Origin of the sequence: Streptococcus mitis SK597 (genome assembly GCF_000148545.1) — a bacterium.
Taxonomy (GTDB): domain Bacteria; phylum Bacillota; class Bacilli; order Lactobacillales; family Streptococcaceae; genus Streptococcus; species Streptococcus mitis_C.
This window is the reverse complement of sequence record NZ_AEDV01000026.1, coordinates 1-19333: the sequence shown is the minus strand read 5'-3', so window position 1 is coordinate 19333 and position 19333 is coordinate 1. Positions and strand designations below refer to the sequence as shown.

Genomic DNA, 19333 nt, shown 5'->3' with positions numbered 1-19333 from the left:
GTTTTTGGTTCATTTTACTATATTATCCAAGCAAAAGAGATGATGTTATAGTAAAAAAACAATTCAAACTATTGTAAAATTCCTACCAAAAAAAGAGAGCCAAAACTCTCTTTTTTATCTTCTTTTACTTTTTTTGACTGGCATGAGTGTGATGTCTCTCACACTAAAGTAAGCTAGGATTAACATGGCTATTGCTAGGAATATTTCTGTTGGTAATTGAAAAATTTTCAGAAAAGATAGAGCCAACAAAACCAAAAGTGCCACTAAAATACATACCATAGCGACGATATTGACTGTCCCTTTAATGCTTTCTGGTGTCGCAAATACATAGAGTAGGAGCAGTAAAATCCCTAGGACTAAATAGACCATCTTTCTCTCTTTCTAGCTCTTATTCAGCTGATTTTTTCTTCTTGTTAGCTTTCTCACGCTCTGCCTTATTAAGGATTTGTTTACGCAAACGGATAGACTCAGGCGTTACTTCCATGTACTCGTCGTCGTTCAAGAACTCAAGAGACTCTTCAAGTGTCAAGATACGAGGTGTCTTGATAACAGCTGTTTGGTCCTTAGTAGCTGAACGAACGTTGGTCATTTGTTTAGCCTTAGTGATGTTAACTGTCAAGTCGTTCTCACGAGAGTTTTCACCGATGATCATTCCTTCGTAAACTTCAGTACCTGGGTTGACAAAGATCGTACCACGTTCTTCGATAGACATGATTGAGTAAGTTGTAGCCTTACCAGCATCGATAGAAACAAGGGCACCACGGTGACGACCACCAATTTCCCCTGGAATCAATGGCAAGTATTGGTCGAATGTATGGTTCATGATACCATAACCACGAGTCATTGATAAGAACTCAGTTGAGTATCCAATCAAACCACGCGCTGGAACAAGGAAGACCAAACGAGTTTGACCATTACCAGTTGAAATCATATCCAACATTTCACCCTTACGTTCAGAAAGGCTTTGGATAACAGACCCTTGGTATTCTTCTGGAGTGTCGATTTGAACACGTTCGAATGGTTCACATTTAACACCGTCGATTTCTTTTACGATAACCTCTGGACGAGATACTTGAAGTTCATAGCCCTCACGACGCATTGTTTCGATAAGGATTGACAAGTGCAATTCTCCACGACCTGAAACAGTCCATTTATCTGGTGAATCAGTTGGGTCAACACGAAGGGAAACGTCTGTTTGCAATTCTGCCTGCAAGCGTTCTTCTACCTTACGAGAAGTCACCCATTTACCTTCTTTACCAGCAAATGGTGAGTTGTTGACCAAGAAAGTCATTTGAAGAGTTGGCTCATCGATGTGTAGGATTGGAAGAGCTTCAACTGCGTCTGTCGGAGTGATGGTTTCACCGACAAAGATATCTTCCATACCTGAAACGGCAATCAAGTCACCTGCTTTTGCTTCTTGGATTTCACGACGTTCCAAACCAAAGAAACCGAAGAGTTTTGTAACACGGAAGTTTTTAGTTGTGCCATCAAGTTTAGAAAGGGTAACTTGGTCCCCAACCTTAACAGTACCACGGAAGACACGACCAATACCGATACGGCCAACGAAGTCATTGTAGTCCAAAAGTGATACTTGGAACTGCAGAGGCTCATCTGAGTTATCTACTGGAGCTGGGATATGGTCGATAATCGTGTCAAAGATTGGCGCCATAGTCGCTTCTTGGTCAGCTGGGTCATCTGACAATGAAGAAGTTCCGTTGATCGCTGAAGCATACACCACTGGGAAGTCAAGCTGGTCATCATCTGCACCAAGCTCGATGAAAAGTTCCAAGACTTCATCCACTACTTCTGCTGGACGAGCTGATGGTTTATCGATTTTGTTAACAACCACGATTGGGACAAGGTCTTGTTCCAAGGCTTTTTTCAATACGAAACGAGTTTGTGGCATTGTTCCTTCGTAGGCATCTACGACCAAAACAACACCGTCAACCATTTTCATGATACGCTCAACTTCTCCACCGAAGTCCGCGTGTCCTGGTGTGTCCATGATATTGATACGAGTTCCGTTATAGGCAACGGCTGTATTTTTAGCAAGGATAGTAATTCCACGCTCTTTTTCGATATCGTTTGAGTCCATAGCACGCTCAGCCAATTCAGTACGTGCATCAAGCGTTTCTGATTGTTTCAATAATTCGTCAACGAGGGTTGTTTTACCGTGGTCAACGTGGGCGATAATCGCAATGTTACGGATATCTTCTCTTAATTTTGTCATGATTTCCTCTATAATATTCAAAATTTATTTTCTAACTGAACGATTATACCATAATTTCAGGTAAATAACATAACTCAAGCAAGTGTAAATGTTTTCACTCTGCTTTTCTTTTCACGTCAAGCCTTTTCAAAGCAAGCGACTTATGATAAGATAGGCACAGTATGCGTTTAGATAATTTATTAGCCCAAGAAAAAGTTAGCCGAAAGGCCATGAAGCAAGCACTCCTCAAAGGGGAAATTCTCGTCGATGGTTGCCCAGCCCGCTCCCTAGCTCAAAATATCGATACAGGACTACAAGAACTCCTTTTTCAGGACCGAATCATTCAAGGTTATGAGCACACCTATCTTATGCTTCATAAGCCTGCTGGTGTCGTTACAGCCAACAAAGACAAGAAACTTCCAACCGTCATGGACCTCCTTCCGCTTGACATCCAGTCTGATAAGCTCTATGCCGTCGGCCGACTGGACCGAGATACGACTGGCCTCCTTCTCTTGACTGACAACGGTCCCTTGGGCTTTCAGCTCCTCCATCCCCAATATCATGTTGATAAAACTTATCAAGTTGAAGTTAATGGACTTCTAACACCTGACCATATCCAAGCCTTTCAAAAAGGAATTGTCTTTTTAGATGGTACTGTCTGTAAACCCGCAAGACTAGAGATTCTATCTGCAAGTCCTTCCCTCAGTCGAGCCTCCATCACCATTTCAGAAGGGAAATTTCATCAGGTCAAGAAAATGTTTCTCTCGATTGGTGTCAAGGTGACCTCCCTCAAACGAGTTCAATTCGGTGATTTTACATTAGACACAGAACTAACAGAAGGCCATTACCGTCCTTTGAATCCAGAGGAACTGGAAATCATTAAAAATCACTTAGAGAAAAGTGGATAAAAGAAAAAAGCTTTATGTTTAAAGCTTTTTGTTTATTGCTTATCTAAAAAATACTGCGACGGCTACAATCCAGTTAAGTACAGAAACCACAAGTCCTACGATGTTGAGAATTTTTTCTGTTTTATAGTCTAGTCTAGATTCTTTTTGGTATGAAAAAGCCAAGACCAATCCTATGATCCCCAAAATCAGGCCTACAATTGGAAATAACAAACCAAGAATAATCGACAAAATACCCACAAAAAGTGGATTTTTCTTCTTTTCTTTCATGTTCTAAGAACTCCTTAAATTTTATACAAATTAATTATACCATAAAACAATAGCTTCATCCTATCATTCGACTAATTTGGAAATAAGGTTAGCTAGTCTTCACTTTCCCTTTCCAAGAATCCAAGCCATAAGAAAGGATATAAATCTCAGAAAAACCTTGTTTTTTCAAGTAAAGGGCTGCATTTGTAACTCGTTGCGCACGTTGGTTTTCGTAAAGAAGGACAGGTTTATCTTTACGAAGGGCTACAAGACTAGTCTTCAACTGACTTGAAGGAATATTGCGGGCCCCAAGGATATGTTTTCTGTGAAATTCTGCTGGGTCACGCAAATCAATCAATTGACCCGTACGAATCAAGGCTTCAAACTCCTCGTTGTCTACAATTTTAGCCGCACGGCGAATACGAAGATAATTAAAGCCCATCCATGCCAACATTGCTAGTATAAGTGCCCACAAAATCCAAGTAACCATTAGTTCTTTTCTCCATTTTTCTCAATATAATCCAATTCTACCTTGTGCTCTCTGCGAAGAACTGCTTCTGCCTCTAAATAGTCCAATTTATCCATCAACCCTGCATCGTAAATCCGAGATAGTTCCAACTTCATCAGTTCAATATCATATAAGCGTTTTCCCATATAAACAATAATACCAAATCGTTTGAGGAATTGCTGCACATCATAGAATGTTTTCATAAAACTCATTCTAGCAAAATTTTGTGTTTTTTTCAAGAAGAGACTCATACAATACCCTGATTTTCCTATCTTCTTTGGCGATTCTGTCGCAAGTGTGGTACAATAAAAACATGAGAATTCAACAATTACATTATATTATCAAAATCGTCGAAACTGGCTCCATGAATGAGGCAGCCAAACAGCTCTTTATCACGCAGCCTAGTCTTTCCAATGCTGTGAGAGATTTGGAAAATGAAATGGGCATCGAGATCTTTATCCGCAATCCCAAGGGTATCACCTTGACCCGTGATGGGATGGAGTTTCTCTCTTATGCCCGTCAGGTTGTCGAGCAAACTCAGCTTCTAGAAGAACGCTATAAAAATCCTGTCGCCCACCGCGAACTCTTTAGCGTTTCCTCTCAGCACTATGCCTTTGTGGTCAATGCTTTCGTATCTCTGCTCAAGAAAAGCGACATGGAAAAATACGAGCTCTTCCTTCGTGAAACACGGACTTGGGAAATTATCGATGACGTCAAGAACTTCCGTAGTGAGGTCGGTGTCCTCTTCTTAAACAGCTACAACCGTGATGTATTAACAAAAATGCTAGATGACAACCATCTGCTGGCTCACCATCTCTTCACAGCCCAGCCCCATATCTTTGTCAGCAAGACCAATCCTCTGGCAAAGAAAGACAAGGTGAAACTGTCTGATTTGGAGAATTTCCCTTACCTCAGCTATGACCAAGGAACCCACAACTCCTTCTACTTTTCAGAAGAGATTCTTTCCCAAGAACACCACAAGAAATCCATCGTGGTTAGTGACCGTGCTACCCTCTTTAATCTCTTGATTGGTCTGGACGGATACACGATCGCAACAGGGATTTTGAACAGCAACCTCAACGGAGACAATATCGTTTCTATCCCACTGGATATTGATGATCCAATTGAGCTGGTCTATATCCAGCATGAAAAAACCAGCCTATCTAAGATGGGCGAACGCTTTATCGACTATCTCCTAGAAGAAGTCCAGTTTGATAGTTGAGAAATAATAAGAACCAATATGTAGGCTAGCAACAACCTGCATATTGGTTCTTTTTATTTATAATTAAAAGTCTCCCCTGCCAACTTATCAGCTAGCTTAGGAAAGAGGGTATAAAACTTATGAGCCAAGTTCAACAAAACTGGGAGATTAAGTTCACGTTTGTTTTTTCCTATAATCTTGACAATCTTTTTAGCCACTGCATCTGGTTCTAGCAGGAAACGGTCAACCGACTTGAGATAGGTTCCATCTGGGTCGGCCTGGTCGAAAAATCCTGTACGGATTGGTCCTGGATTGACCGTCGTTACATAAACACCGTAGGACATGAGTTCGAGACGCAGAGCATTTGAAAACCCAATGGCCGCAAACTTGGTCGCTGAGTAAAGACTGGACTTGCCAGTAGCGATTAAACCTGCCATACTGACGATATTGATGATATGGCCTTTTCGGCTTTCCTTCATACGAGCAGCAAGGCGACGAGATAGATTCATCAGGGCAAAGGTATTGACCTCAAACATCTGGTGAATATCTTGGTCAGAAATCTGGTCAAATTCCTCAAAAATCCCGTAACCAGCGTTGTTTATCAAGACATCAATCTTGCCATAGCGGAGATAGAGGTCAGTTACCAGAGATTCTAAGGCTAAGTCATCGGTAATATCAATTTCAATCAATTCTGCTTGTAGATGATTTCCATATAGCTCCGACATTTTTTCCTTATTTCTACCAAGCAAGATGAGTTGGTCATTTGGCAGGAGTTTGACCATTTCTTGGGCTAGGCCACCGCTAGCTCCAGTAATGAGAATAGTAGGCATACTGTTCCTTTCTCAATCTTTTAGATTTCCACTTCTTCCAAGTCTTTGACCACATGGACATTTTCAAAGACACTAGCAGCGTCTTTTTTGAGTTTGCTGATATCTTTTGAGAGGAAGCGAGCACTGATATGATTGAGCAAGAGGCGTTTAGCACCTGCTTCTACTGCTACTTGTGCAGCTTGCATATTAGTTGAGTGGCCATGGTTACGAGCAATTATTTCATCGCCCTTGCCATAAGTCGATTCATGAACCAGGACATCAGCATTGACAGCCAGACGAACACTGGCACTAGTTTTACGAGTATCACCAAGAATAGTGATAATTTTACCTGGACGTGGCGCTGAGATATAGTCTACTGCCTTTATTTCAGTACCATCTTCGAGAACAACGTCCTGACCGTTTTTAATTTTTCCAAAAAGTGGGCCAAATGGGACACCAGCAGACTTGAGTTTTTCAGCATCCAGCGTTCCTTCCAAGTCCTTTTGAATGACACGATAGCCAACGCAGAAAATAGTATGATCCAGCTCCTCTGCATACACAGTGAATTTATCGGTTTCAAGGATTTTACCTAGAGAATCTTGGTCAAACTCATGAAAATGAATACGGTAAGGCAGACGAGAACCTGACACACGAAGACTGGTTAAGACAAAGGACTTGATTCCTTGCGGGCCATAGATTTCCAAATCTGTCTGCTCTTCATTGGCCTGAAAGGCACGACTAGAAAGGAAACCTGGCAAGCCAAAGATATGGTCTCCATGCAGGTGGGTGATAAAGATTTTGCTGACCTTACGTGGTCGAATTGTGGTTTCCAGAATGCGATTTTGCGTACCTTCTCCACAGTCAAAGAGCCAAACTTCGTTAATCTCGTCCAAGAGTTTCAGGGCGAGACTTGAAACGTTGCGGGCTTTAGAGGGCTGACCTGCCCCCGTTCCTAAAAATTGAATATCCATTCGATACTTTCTAATTAATCAATATATAACATGGCTGTGCGGTTTTCCGATCGGAAATAGCGCTTGCCAGAAAAAGCAGCAGCTTCTTGCAGTAAATCCTCTTGGCTGTAACCTTTAAGACGCTTGCGACCATCAGCCAAGCTTTCCAAATCAGTCAAAGCTGTTAGACTCTCCATGCTAACAACTTCCTCATCTCCAACAGCCTTCATGTAAATCTTGCCAGATTCTTCAAAGACTAGTTGATGGGGGAAAATTTGCGCAATTTCAAAGAACAAGTCATCTGAGATTACCTCTTCATTTTCAGAGAAAATCCGACCCAGTCCCTCACTTTCATAACAAAAACCAAAGGATTTACCAGACAGGTTTAGGCGAATAAAGGGCTTGTTTTCTAAGGTGAAACTTGGCTCAGTATTGTAAAGATTCAGTTCCTGACTGAGTTCCGCAAAATAATCGGTTGCAGCTTGAGGACTCTTTTTTTGGTAAAGTTCTGCAAAGTAAGCATTGACCACGCTAGGCGGAGGTGTGATGAGAGCCAACTGCTCCTGCTCTGTCTTGCCAGCTAGAAGCTGATCCAGATATACCTTATCCAGACTTGTATAGCCCCCATATTTTAGAGCCAACGTTTTAATATCAGTCATAAAATTCCTCTAACCTCCATTTATTTTTCTCGGAAATGTAGCCTGTAATGACTTCTCCGTCATCTTGATAGTCGCGCTCTTCCAGAATTGCAACACTTTCTAAATCATGAATCTTGTAAGACTTAGAAAAAGGCACGCGCAGGGTAAAGACTTCAAAAATCTCCTTGATTTTCTCTAAAAACAAAGCCTGCAAGTTCTCACGACTATCCTCAGACTTGGCAGAAATGAGGGCGTATGGCGTTTGGGTAGGCGTGAAATCCTCCACCAAATCCGCTTTATTATAGAGGGTCAGGCGAGGAATATCCTCCATGTCCAAGTCTTTCATGATGGACAGAACCGTTTTTTCATGCTCCTCGTGGTAAGGATTGCTGGCATCGATCACATGAACCAGAAGGTCCACATGCTTGCTTTCTTCTAAGGTAGACTTGAAACTGGATACCAACTCTGTTGGTAAATCTTGGATAAAGCCAACCGTATCAGTCAAAGTTACTTGGAGATTGCCTCCTAGATGAATACTCTTAGTCGTCGCATCCAAAGTCGCAAACAGCTCGTCCGCCTCATACTGGGTCTTACTAGTCAAGGTGTTCATGATGGTTGATTTCCCAGCATTGGTATAACCAATCAAACCAATCTTAAAAGTGCTGGACTCCAGACGTTTTTCTCTGACAGTTGCACGATTTTTCTCAACCACCTTGAGCTGGCGCTCGATATCCGTGATTTGATTGCGAACGCTACGACGGTTCAGCTCCAGCTGGCTTTCACCAGGTCCACGGGAACCAATTCCCCCCGCCTGACGGCTGAGCATAATCCCCTGACCAACCAAGCGGGGCAAGAGGTACTTGAGTTGTGCTAGGTGGACTTGGAGCTTTCCTTCATGACTTCGAGCCCGCATGGCAAAGATATCCAGAATCAACTGCATACGGTCAATGACCTTAACACCCAGAACTTCCTCTAGATTGACATTTTGCCTTGGGGTCAGACGGTTGTTGACAATGACAGTGGTGATTTCTTCTGCATCCACCATGAGGGCAATTTCTTCCAACTTACCAGAGCCGACAAATGTCTTGGAGTCATACTTTTCACGTTTTTGTCTGTAGCTATCTACAACGACTGCCCCTGCCGTTTTCGCTAAACTGGCCAATTCTTCCATGGAGAGGTCAAAATTGTCCATACCCTGCAATTCCACACCAATCAGCAGGACTCGCTCCTCTTTTTTCTCCGTTTCAATCATCTAAAAACTCCTCTATCTGGCTTAAAATGCGATCTTTTACACCAGACTCTCCAATCTGATAAAAGGTGGTCTGCATGCGATTACGGAACCAGGTCAACTGACGCTTGGCAAAACGACGGGTAGCCTGTTTGAGACTCTCACTGGCTTCCTCCAAGGTCTGCTCTCCACGGAAGTAAGGAAAGAGTTCCTTGTAACCAATCCCTTTAGCAGCCTGCACATCTGGATAATGGTCAAAGAGCCACTTGGCCTCATCTAAAAGCCCAGCCTCAAACATCAGGTCCACTCGGTGATTGATACGTTCATATAATTGACTGCGTTCATCATCCAAGCAGATAATCAATGGCTCATACAAGGTCTCTTGATTTTCCAAATCCTGACCAAAATGGGCAATTTCCAAGGCACGCATAGCACGACGACGATTAAACTGAGGAATTTCAAGACCTGCTTGCTCCACAAGATAGGCTAATTCCTCATCTGTATAAGGCTCCAAGCTAGCCCGATAGGCCAAAATCTCCTCATGGGGAGTCTCCCCACCCAGGTGGTAGCCTTCTAGCAAGCTCTGGATATAAAGTCCAGTCCCACCGGCGATAATGGCTAGCTTGCCACGGCTGTGAATATCCTCAATAGCTATCTTAGCTTCTGAAACAAAATCAAAAGCCGAGTAAGACTCGGTTACCTCTCTAACATCGATTAAATGATGAGGAACAGTTGCCTGCTCTTCTGGACTAGCCTTAGCCGTCCCAATATCAAGTCCTCGATAGACTTGCTGGCTATCTCCACTAACCACTTCGCCATTAAAACGCTTGGCCACTTCAATGGCAAGGGCTGTTTTTCCAACAGCAGTCGGTCCAACAATCACAATTATTTTTGTTTTCATCTTTTTTCCTTGAAAAATTCCCATTTTTTCGTTACTATTATTATAACACAAAAAGGTCAGTCAGAAAAATGTGACCTCTTGAGGAGGCTGGCTGATTGAGAATATAAAGGAGGAAGACTCATGGCTAAAGGATTCGCTAAAGGTCTTGTAACAGGTGTCGCAGGAACTGTCGCTGCACTTGCAGGCGCGGTATACGCATTTAAAAAGAAAGTAATCGAACCAGAAGAACAAAAAGCAGCTTTCATCGAAGAAAACCGTAAAAAAGCAGCTCGCCGCCGCGTATCACGTTAAGAAATAAAAGAAGTTGGGATTCATTGTCTCAACTTCTTTTTTCTATTCTTTTATACTAACTAGGAAGCTAGCCGCAGGTTGCTCAAAGCACTGCTTTAAGGTCATATATAAGGCTGACGAAGTCAGCTCAAAACATGGTTTTGAGGTTGTAGATGAAGCGACGCTGACGTGGTTTGAAGAGATTTTCGAAGAGTATTAAATAGCTAGGTCAAACTTCAACTGTGGTTTGACAGGGTCATAATCCACCAACTCAAAGTCTTCTGCTTTAATATCAAAGAAATTGGTCTTATCTGGCACATTCAATACCAAACGAGGTTGGCAGTTTGACGGTTCACGACGAAGCAATTCCTGAGCTTGTTCAAATTGATTATCATAGATATGGAGGTTGTTGATGAAGTAGAAGAACTTCCCAACCTTCCAGCCAAAATGCTTGGCAATCATCATTTGAAGAGCCACGTACTGCATAGCGTTGATATGGTGGGCAACTAACATGTCGTTCGAACGCTGGGTCAAGGTCGCATCCAGATAGATTTCTCCATCTACACGGCGGACATCAAACATAGTCTGAAAGGCACATGGGAGCAGCCCATCTGTTTCTTCGAAAGCTTGGTAATCCCAGAGCGAAATGATATTGCGACGGTTCCAAGGGTTGGCTTCCAACTGCTTGAGAAGCTTATTGATGATGTCGTGTTTCTTAACGACCGCCCCGTAACGCTCACCAATAGTTCCCGTATCTCCCACTTCCCAGTCATTCCAGTAGTGAACATTGTACTTGTCATTAAGCACTTCTAAGCTATTAGACTGGTCTTGGTAAATCCAAAGTACTTCCTTGATGGCGGATTTAATTGCAATGGGACGCAAGGTTGTGATGGGAAATTCGCCCTTAGCCAAATCATACTCGGCAAATGCACCCGTTACATACTTGGAGTTGGCAACAGTCCCATCCTTGTACTTAGGACGAGCCTGCTCTGAGAAAACACCTTCCTTTAGAATGCGTTCAATATTCTCTTTAAAAATCGTATCTGCTTTTGTCATTTACTCTCACCTCATTTATTTCCTAACTAGTATAGCATAAAAAAGAAAAGAGGAACATTACTAACTCTAGGTTAGCATTTTTCCTCTCTCATTATCTTATTGCAATACAAGTGATGCTGCTCCGATAACTCCAGCGTCATTTCCTAGAGTTGCAAGAGCTAATTTAGTGGATGTGCGTACTTGTGGGAAACTATTTTCATCGTAAACTTTTTGAACACCTTGTAGAAGGAATTCTCCTGCAGCTGACACACCACCACCGATAACGATTGTTGATGGGTTTAGGATTGAACCAATGTTAGCACAAGCGATTCCCAAGTAACGTGAGAAGTTACGGTAAACGATCAAGGCAAGGTCGTCTCCTTCTTTTGCCAAATCAAAGACAGTCTTAGCAGTTACTTCTTCTCCATTATCAATCAAGCGTTTCAAGGCTGCATCGCCTTCGTACTCATCGGCATAGCGACGAGTCAAGTTGACAATCCCTGTTGCTGAAGCAACTGTCTCAAGGCAACCTTTCTTACCGCAAGTACATGCGATTGGTTGGTCAAAGTCAACAGTGATGTGGCCAAGCTCACCTGCTGCACCAGCAACACCGTGAAGCAATTTGCCTTCTGCGACAATACCACCACCAACACCAGTACCGAGTGTCATAAAGACAACATCTGGTTGGTTATCACCAGCACCCATCCAGCGCTCACCAAGAGCTGCCACGTTGGCATCATTATCGATGAAGAATGGAATGCCCAAGGCTTTTTCAATCTTTTCTTTGATTGGTTGAAGGGTTTTCCAGTTGAGGTTGTAGGCACCAATAACAGTCCCTTTTTCACGGTCAACCACACCCGGTGATCCCATTCCAATACCTTGGAAGTCCGCTGCTACCAATCCAAGCAAGTCCAAACGGTGTTGAATAGACTCAATCATATCATCTACGATATGACTTCCCTCATCCAAAATGTTAGTCTTGATAGACCATTTTTCTTGGATCTCTCCTGCTGTTGTTAAGATTGCAAATTTGATAGAAGTCCCACCAAGGTCAATCCCAATAATCTTTTGACTCATCATATTCTCCTTTTTCATTATGAATTAACTGAAAATGCTTACAGTAATAGTATAACAAAATTCAGTTACTTATGCAAAGGTTTGCATTAACTTTCTAAATTTTATCTGATTTATGGTTTCCAGAGACCTGAAGCATCTACATAGTAACGGCCTCCATCAACTCGCTCATTTTTAGCCATTTTACCATCTGATTTCAAATAGTAATTGCCTTGCCATGCACTATAAGCATAAGATCCATCTGATTTCAAGTAATACCAAGCTTGGTAAGAAGAGTCATAAACCCATTCACCTTTAGCCATTTTTCCGTTTGATTTAAGGTAGTAAGCTCCTTGCCATGTACTGTAAGCATAAGATCCATCTGATTTCAAGTAATACCAAGCTTGATAAGAATCATCATAAATCCATTCGCTCTGGGCCATTTTTCCGTCTGCTTTCAGATAATAGCTTCCCTGCCAAGCATTTTTCACTGAATTTCCATTTTCATCAAAGTAATACCAAGCACCGTCCTGCTTAACCCAACCACTTGTTGTTGCTGAACTTGTATCAGTTTGAGTTGTAGCCGCTTGTTTTGATTTAAAAGCACCCTTAGGGGCATTTTTCAATTCGCAAGCCACACCATCATGATCACGGTCTAACTTGGCAGAATATCCCGGTTCTCCCTCGTGAATATCCGAGTATCCATTTGCCCGAGCTTCCTTACAGCTAGAAAAATGAATGTTTTCTTCTGCTGACACAGGCTGTGAAAACAAAGCTAAAACTGGCAAGATAGCCAGACTCATTTTTAAAAATAGACGTTTGTTCATTTCTTTCTCCTATAACAATGTTATCGATTTCAACATTATTTTATCAAACTTATTTCAGCAATTCAAGAACATTTGTGAGCTTATCCTTCAAATGATTCCGAAATTCTTTCCAAGACTCCGCTGACTGCCCTAAACCGTGTAAAAATACCAGTTTCATCTAGTTCTCCTCTAGGCTCAACTCATACAAGCCTCTCACTGCATTACTACCGTAAATAGCTTCAGCTTGTGCTAAATCTGCCAAGGTCAAGATTTTCTCTTCTACCTGTCCTGTTTCTAACAAATGCTGACGATAAATTCCTGGTAAGATTCCCAATCGGATAGGCGGTGTGTAGAGTTTCCCAGCGATTTTCAGAACCAAATTTCCAATAGAGGTTTCAAGCAGTTCTCCTGACTTATTGTGATAAATTTTCTCTTGTTTCCCTAGGATCAAGTGAGGTCTGTGGCTTGTTTTGAAGTAGGTAAAGGCATGTTGCAAATTAGCTTCCTGAAGGCAAAGTTTGGCTTTGCAGAATGTCGGACTGAAAGGTTCCAATATTTGAAGACTGACTTCTATCTCTCCAGACTTGCTAAGGCTAATTCGCAAGCGGTAATCTTGATTAACATCACAAGTCTGACACTCTGCTTCAATCTTTTGTCTCAAAATTTCTGGGTCAAAAGGATAAGCAAAATATCGACTAGCTTTTCTCAGTCTTTCCAAATGTTGTTCTTCAAACAACAAGCTCTTCTGACTGATTTTTCCAGTTGTAATTATTTGGAAACGAGCTTGTTTACGATAAAGAACTGCCGCCTTTTGATGAACCTCTTGGTATTCAGATTCCCAAGTGCTATCCCATGTAATACCGCCACCTACTCCATAGATGGCTTTCCCTTGATGCAGTTGAATGGTCCGAATGGCTACATTGAAAATCCGTCGCCCATTTGGAAGCAAGAGACCAATCGTTCCACAGTAGACTCCGCGCGGTTGTGGCTCCAAGTCCTTAATGATTTCCATAGTCGCAATTTTTGGAGCTCCCGTTATGGAACCGCAAGGAAAGAGAGAACGAAATATTTCTACAAGGTCCACATCCTCTCGTAACTGACTCTTTATAGTCGAAGTCATCTGCCAAACAGTGGAATACTGCTCCACTTGACACAAACGCTCCACGTGCTCGCTCCCCACCTCAGAAATACGGTTCATATCATTGCGTAAGAGGTCCACAATCATCATATTCTCAGAGCGATTTTTAGGGTCCTGTTCCAACCAACTGGCCTGTTCAAGATCTTCTTGGTCAGTTACCCCACGCTGAGTCGTTCCCTTCATTGGTCGCGTTGTCAATTCGCGGTCATTTTGCTCAAAAAAGAGCTCTGGACTCATGGAAATCACTGCCATCTCGTCATGTTCAACATAGGCATTGTAGCCCGCCTCCTGCTCTACCACCATACGATTGTAGATGGCAAAAGGATTGGCACTTAAATCTTGTTTTAGTTGGACGGTGTAGTTGACCTGATAGGTATCTCCCTGCCGCAAATGATGGTGAATCTGGGCAATAGCCTTTTCATAGTCTACTGCTGACGTTACTTCCTGCCAATTTGAAGGCAAATCAACCTCATCATAAGTCAGAGGAATAGGGGAGGTCTCCACCCTATCGTGAACAGTAAAGTAAAGCAAATACTCGTCCAGTAAAGGTGCCTTATGAACTGCTAATTTCTCCTCAAAAGCAGGTGCAGCCTCGTAGCTGACATAGCCCACCACATAGTAACCCTGCTCTCGGTAGCTTTCCACTTGTGACAACAAGTCTGCCACTTCTGCTAAATCTCTGGTTTTTAACTCTTTAATAGGCTTGGTAAAGGTGTATCTCTCCCCCAAAGCCCTAAAATCAATCACTGTTTTTCTATGCATACCTTAAGTATAGCACAAAATAAGAAAACCCTCATCCGCAAAGCAGATGAGAGATTTCAATTATTTAAAGATTGAAGTTTTAAAGCTGTTTGTTTGTTGAAGAAGCTTCTTGAAGATTTTTTCTTTAAGTGCAACAGTATTATCAAATTTAACTGATCCATTTTTAAGAGTAGCTTTATCTTTATCAACAGCTGCAGCAAATGCATTCTTCAAGTCATCATAACTACTGTATGTAGTACCGTCGATTGTAACAGGGTTAAATCCTGCTTTCGCTTTACCAACAACTTCTTTGAAGTATGATTTCTTCCAATCTTCTAGAGTATTAAATTTACCCTCAGAAACTTTCTTAATGATAAAGTCATCACCTAGAGTAGCATGGCCAGCTTTTTTAGACTCATTTTTCAGCATGTTAGAAGCATAATTTAGGAAGCCTTTTTCATATCCAAAGTAACCCCACATACGGAATGTGTTATGTTTGAATGACATTGCTCCTGGAGCTCCTTCACTTGTATTACCACCATAGATACCAGCAGTGATAGGCACCGTTACATAGGCAGAGCCAAATCCAGTTGGGTCATAAGTACCATTACCAGGACCGTGTTTGGTCATGAAGTTCTTGTCTACTAAATCGTTAACAGAAGTTAAGTTATATTCTTTTTCTTCTGCATTCAAATCACGAACCTCATCGTATTGGTTCTTCGTATTAGCGTTACGTAGTTTCTTAGCAACTTTCTTGAACCAAGCGTTGTTTAGTTCTTTGCTGCCTTTATCAAGAACGGCTTCTCCTTCAAGATAATCAAGAAGCATTAGAGTATCGTTGAAACCTTTCATGTAATGATCGATTTCAGCGCGAGATGTAAGGTCATTTGGATTTGTGTTATACCATTGATTTCCGTCATTTGGACGTTCGTAGGCCATGTTTAATCCAAGTGCTTTGAAGTCACCGTTTGGACTTGTTTCAGCAGGTGATTGTAACATACCTTGTGCAAATGCTTCTAGGTCAGTACCTTCACGGTGTCTTGAACCACCTAAGTAAACCATACGGTCATTTACGTGAGTCGTTTCGTGAGTGAAGGCTGAGATACCAAAGTCACTAATCATATCAGTAACCATGAAGAAGACTGAATCATCCTTATAAGGGTTACCGTAAATACGAGCTACAGCTCCCATACGCCAGTCAGTTGCATGATAACGACCTGTTGGTCCGTATAATTCACGGATAGGTGCTACGTCTTTACCACTATTCGTATGTCCGTATTTATCTGTGCTGATTCCTTTATAGTTTTGGTTATCTAACACAGGAGTTGGAACCATGTTATTGCTCTTAAGCAGTTGATTACGAACTTTATCTAATGATAAGCGAGACCAGAAGTCTAGGTAATTTTGTTGACCTTTAGCGACTTTATTGATTTCAGCTTTGAATGCTTCGCGTTCTTCTGCAGTATTCTTACCGTATTTTTCAAATGAACTGTAAGCCATAGTGTTATATGTTGAGATTAAGAACATGTGAGCATCTTTCAAGTTAAGAAGTGGTAGAATCATCTTACCATGCATGTCGTTGTTTAATCCTTCGTATGCTCTGTGCTTCTTATCAGCAAATTCAGGAGTTGTTGTTTTTGGTTCAACGATATATACATTATCTTTAGTTGCTTTTATGAACCAATCGTTTAAGTCTGTATCACTTGTAAATAGACGCATATTATAGTCTAAGAAACTGTTTAACTCGCCTATACCGATAACTCCACCGATCGTTTCGCGATAAGCCTCTAAAGTTCTATCACCTTTAATGTTACTTTCTTTAGAACCGACCTTAATCAAGAAGTCTAACACACCAACATTCTTACCGTAGAAGTCAGGTTTGAATAGCATTAATTCTTTAATATTAAAGTCATCGAATTTAACACCGTAGTAACGATTTAGGTAAGTTAATCCAAGAAGAACGGCAGCCTTATTGTCATCAATTTTCTTAATCAAGGCACGTTTAGCAGCTTCATCTGTGTTAAGCTGGTGATCTTCATTTTCCACTAACTTCGTAACGAATTGAGTCAGATTATCTTTAACATACTTGAAGCTTTCTTCTAAGTACAAATCCTTAATTGCATTGACTTTGTTAGGACCAGTTCTACCCAAGTGTTGGTAAATCGGGTCAGATTGCAATTCAACTGGACTTAATTTGCTTTCAATAGCACTGATTAAGTCAGCACGATCTTTAACAACAATGTTTGGTGTGTAAACAACTTCACCAAGCTCAGCGACACTGTATTCTTTCACTTGTTTAACTTTAGATTCTTTCGGTGAAATTGTAAAGATGTCTTTTGTCTTATCTGCGTAGTGAACTAAAATATGGTCAGCATCTGTAAGGTCTGTGACAAAGTCATTGCCTTTCATCGCCGTAACAGACAATACTTCTTTAGTCATTAATGGACTATCAGTAGCTAATTTATTTCCTTGATTTACAATCCATTCTTTATTGTAGAATGGTTGAAGTTTTTCGATGTTACGGTAAGCAAGCTCACGAGAAGCATCGTAGTCATCAATATTTTTGTATTGATTAGCTTTACTTACAATATTGTTCAGTTTGTCTTCAACAGGAAGTGTGCTTTCGAATTTATCAGCAGTGATTCCCATTTTAGCGATTAATTCATCAGCTTTTTCTTTAGTTATGCTAGGAATTTTTTTAGAATTATTATAAGTTGTTTTACCTTCACTTACACCCTCAACACTGAAGTTGCGCTTCGTTCTAGAGTATGTAAAGTAATCATCAGCATCAATATCAGAGTGACCAAAGACCATTTCACCAGTCTTAACTTTCATCATAGTGATGTTGTCTTCTATAGCACCTAGTGCCCAGTTAGTCCCTAGCAATCCACCAGACATAACTGCTTCTTTGAGTTCAATCGAGCCTTTTGCTACAGAGTTTCGAAGAGTACCCTCTTTACCTAAAGTATTGTTATTACCACCGTTTTGAGATGAATATACAATTCCGGCAGCCTTAGCTTTGTTACCTGTGATTTCAGCATCAACATAAGCTTTCTCTACAATACCTTTCCAGTTCTCACCGACGATACCTGTTAAGTAACCACCTCGATTTCCAGCAGCGTGTACTTTACCGATAAATGCAACGTTACTTAATTTTCCACTACCATCAATTTTATTGATAACACCAGATACATCATTATTACCAACAACGTTACCTGTTACTTTAATGTTTTCTACAGTCGCATTATTTTTGATAACATTTGCTATCGGTGCAATCCTATCAGTCCCTGACATGTCGATATTTACATTTTCAAGTAGTAAATCTTTAACAGTACCACCGACAATATCACCGAATAAAGGTCTGTTCATATTGCTAATGGTAAATTTATTACCGTCAGTGCTTGTTAATGTTCCTTTAAAAGCATTAGTAACATAAGATTTTCCTGCTGGTTTAACGTTAGCAGCATTGATATTGCTACCAAGCTTAAATGTGCCAGTCGGGTCTTTTTGCATAGCTTTTACAAGGTCGTCAAAGCTATAATATACATCACCTTCGTGTGCTTTTTGTTTTTCAAAGTAATGAACATACTCTTCGCTAAGTGTGTTATCTGCATTACGTTGAACTAAGTCTGGTGCTTTGGCAATAACTTTATATAAAGTTTTTCCATCTTTTTCTACTTCTTCAATCTTGTCAACAGCAAGTCGTGTAACCTTGTTATCGTGAGTTGTAACTCGTAGATAAAGCGGAGCAACATCAGCTGGTTTTTCTGTAAGCAAACTAGTATCTGTTTCATTACCGTCAGCGTCCACACTCATCAAGCTTGTTTCCTTGATATTTTTGATTTCAACTTTTTTGAGGTCAATTCTTAGAGGTTCTTCATTCAGAACTACTTCCTCATCGCCTTCACCACGATCATAAACCATCTTAGTTTCAATCTTATAATCTTTGTAGTATTGCAAATCTGTCAGGCTAGCTGTTAAGTTGTCAGGTGAAACATTCAATGTTTTCACAATCTCATCACCTTTTTTCAGAGTTAAGGTGATAGATTTAATGGCCGCCTTGCTTGGATTTTCTAGACTGTATTTAACATCTGAAATCCGTTTCAAATCCTTAGATTCAACTGCAGTGAGGGTCAATACTGGTTTTTCAAAGGTCTTGGTACCACGTTTCAAAATTCGGTCTTGAGGGGCCTCAAGGACTTCTTCTGTTACTTTTGGTGCATCCTCAGTCTTAACTCCTTTGATAGTATTAAAGGTCTTAGTGATTTTTTTCTGACCTTCTTTACCTTCTTGAGCTACAACTTCTAAACCTTTTTTCAGTTGATCATCTTCTTCAATCGTTTCTTTAAATGGAATCTTTTCAAGGCTTTCCTCTACAAGAGTTCCTTCAATTGGTTTTGTACCACGGCTTACCTGTTGATTTACAGGCTCCTTGGTCACTTCCGTACCGGTTGAAAGAACTTGGTCAGTTTTGACACCTTCTACCGTTTTATAGGTTGTTTTTGTAACTTGACTTCCTTTTTCACCATTTCTTAGGACAGTTTCTTCGTCTGTATACTTAGTTGGATCCTCAGTCGTTTCAGTTTTGTAGTCCAGTTCTGTAGTTGATTCTTCAACAAGGGTTCCCTCAGTCACCTTATACTCAGGTAATTGATCTTGAACAAGTGCTTGACCTTCCTTACCTGCCTCTTG

At 41.0% G+C, this 19333-nt stretch carries 18 protein-coding genes and 1 pseudogene; 3 read left to right on the top strand and 16 right to left on the bottom strand.

What is annotated here, in order from left to right; translation table 11 throughout:
* Nucleotides 1-114 precede the first annotated feature (114 nt).
* Together SMSK597_RS05920 and typA are read right to left on the bottom strand one after the other, a co-directional pair.
* A complete protein-coding gene (locus SMSK597_RS05920; RefSeq protein WP_000262803.1) occupies nucleotides 115-369 on the bottom strand; it encodes a DUF3165 family protein in 255 nt (84 codons plus the stop codon).
* 19 nt (nucleotides 370-388) lie between these two features.
* Complete coding sequence (gene typA / locus SMSK597_RS05915; RefSeq protein ID WP_000164111.1) at nucleotides 389-2230, bottom strand: translational GTPase TypA; 1842 nt, start codon at nucleotides 2228-2230, stop codon at nucleotides 389-391.
* A gap of 161 nt (nucleotides 2231-2391) precedes the next feature.
* Here typA and SMSK597_RS05910 point away from each other — a divergent pair, with 161 nt between their 5' ends.
* On the top strand, nucleotides 2392-3117 hold the full coding sequence (locus tag SMSK597_RS05910; protein WP_001235029.1) for a pseudouridine synthase: 726 nt from the start codon (nucleotides 2392-2394) through the stop codon (nucleotides 3115-3117).
* Between the two features lie 39 nt (nucleotides 3118-3156).
* Here SMSK597_RS05910 and SMSK597_RS05905 read toward each other — a convergent pair whose 3' ends face one another.
* The 3 genes from SMSK597_RS05905 to SMSK597_RS05895 form a co-directional block, all read right to left on the bottom strand.
* A complete protein-coding gene (locus tag SMSK597_RS05905; protein WP_000660077.1) occupies nucleotides 3157-3384 on the bottom strand; it encodes a hypothetical protein in 228 nt (75 codons plus the stop codon).
* An 88-nt stretch (nucleotides 3385-3472) separates the two neighbouring features.
* Nucleotides 3473-3853: a rhodanese-like domain-containing protein gene (locus SMSK597_RS05900; protein ID WP_000259259.1), complete on the bottom strand. Its 381-nt coding sequence runs from the start codon at nucleotides 3851-3853 to the stop codon at nucleotides 3473-3475.
* A complete protein-coding gene (locus SMSK597_RS05895; protein ID WP_000051784.1) occupies nucleotides 3853-4122 on the bottom strand; it encodes a YqgQ family protein in 270 nt (89 codons plus the stop codon). Before SMSK597_RS05895 ends, SMSK597_RS05900 begins: the two co-directional genes overlap by 1 nt.
* 62 nt (nucleotides 4123-4184) lie before the next feature.
* On the opposite strand from SMSK597_RS05895, the gene SMSK597_RS05890 reads away from it, so the two are divergent.
* A complete protein-coding gene (locus SMSK597_RS05890) occupies nucleotides 4185-5093 on the top strand; it encodes a LysR family transcriptional regulator (protein ID WP_001222592.1) in 909 nt (302 codons plus the stop codon).
* Between the two features lie 53 nt (nucleotides 5094-5146).
* On the opposite strand, the gene SMSK597_RS05885 is transcribed toward SMSK597_RS05890, so the two are convergent.
* Genes SMSK597_RS05885 through miaA form a run of 5 tightly spaced genes read right to left on the bottom strand, consistent with a single transcriptional unit; the run spans nucleotide 5147 to nucleotide 9598 of the window.
* The gene (locus SMSK597_RS05885) at nucleotides 5147-5902 is read right to left on the bottom strand and encodes an SDR family NAD(P)-dependent oxidoreductase (RefSeq protein WP_001142150.1); all 756 of its coding nucleotides are present in this window, start codon (nucleotides 5900-5902) and stop codon (nucleotides 5147-5149) included.
* Nucleotides 5903-5922: 20 nt separating this feature from the next.
* Nucleotides 5923-6852 carry a ribonuclease Z gene (gene rnz / locus SMSK597_RS05880; RefSeq protein ID WP_000354334.1) on the bottom strand — a complete coding sequence of 310 codons (930 nt, stop codon included), beginning with the start codon at nucleotides 6850-6852 and terminating at the stop codon, nucleotides 5923-5925.
* Nucleotides 6853-6866: 14 nt separating this feature from the next.
* Nucleotides 6867-7490, bottom strand: a complete 624-nt coding sequence (locus tag SMSK597_RS05875) for a hypothetical protein (protein ID WP_000129710.1) — start codon at nucleotides 7488-7490, stop codon at nucleotides 6867-6869.
* Nucleotides 7483-8721: a GTPase HflX gene (gene hflX / locus SMSK597_RS05870; RefSeq protein ID WP_000573169.1), complete on the bottom strand. Its 1239-nt coding sequence runs from the start codon at nucleotides 8719-8721 to the stop codon at nucleotides 7483-7485. Before hflX ends, SMSK597_RS05875 begins: the two co-directional genes overlap by 8 nt.
* Nucleotides 8714-9598, bottom strand: a complete 885-nt coding sequence (miaA, locus tag SMSK597_RS05865; RefSeq protein WP_000850207.1) for a tRNA (adenosine(37)-N6)-dimethylallyltransferase MiaA — start codon at nucleotides 9596-9598, stop codon at nucleotides 8714-8716. Before miaA ends, hflX begins: the two co-directional genes overlap by 8 nt.
* 120 nt (nucleotides 9599-9718) lie before the next feature.
* Between miaA and SMSK597_RS05860 the strand changes: the two genes are divergently transcribed.
* Nucleotides 9719-9889: a DUF3042 family protein gene (locus tag SMSK597_RS05860; protein ID WP_001051777.1), complete on the top strand. Its 171-nt coding sequence runs from the start codon at nucleotides 9719-9721 to the stop codon at nucleotides 9887-9889.
* A gap of 195 nt (nucleotides 9890-10084) precedes the next feature.
* On the opposite strand, the gene SMSK597_RS05855 is transcribed toward SMSK597_RS05860, so the two are convergent.
* The 6 genes and pseudogenes from SMSK597_RS05855 to SMSK597_RS0102210 form a co-directional block, all read right to left on the bottom strand.
* Complete coding sequence (locus tag SMSK597_RS05855; RefSeq protein ID WP_000158630.1) at nucleotides 10085-10924, bottom strand: thymidylate synthase; 840 nt, start codon at nucleotides 10922-10924, stop codon at nucleotides 10085-10087.
* Between the two features lie 96 nt (nucleotides 10925-11020).
* The gene (locus tag SMSK597_RS05850; protein WP_000078563.1) at nucleotides 11021-11980 is read right to left on the bottom strand and encodes an ROK family glucokinase; all 960 of its coding nucleotides are present in this window, start codon (nucleotides 11978-11980) and stop codon (nucleotides 11021-11023) included.
* 110 nt (nucleotides 11981-12090) lie between these two features.
* Entirely contained in the window at nucleotides 12091-12783 is a 693-nt protein-coding gene (locus SMSK597_RS05845) for an excalibur calcium-binding domain-containing protein (protein WP_004237645.1), read from the bottom strand.
* Between the two features lie 58 nt (nucleotides 12784-12841).
* A pseudogene (locus SMSK597_RS13765) lies at nucleotides 12842-12940 on the bottom strand (alpha/beta fold hydrolase); the annotation flags it as partial.
* Entirely contained in the window at nucleotides 12941-14662 is a 1722-nt protein-coding gene (gene pabB, locus SMSK597_RS05840; RefSeq protein ID WP_000554833.1) for an aminodeoxychorismate synthase component I, read from the bottom strand.
* A 60-nt stretch (nucleotides 14663-14722) separates the two neighbouring features.
* Nucleotides 14723-19333: ZmpA/ZmpB/ZmpC family metallo-endopeptidase (locus SMSK597_RS0102210; RefSeq protein ID WP_000300349.1), on the bottom strand; the 4611-nt coding region annotated here is incomplete at its 5' end.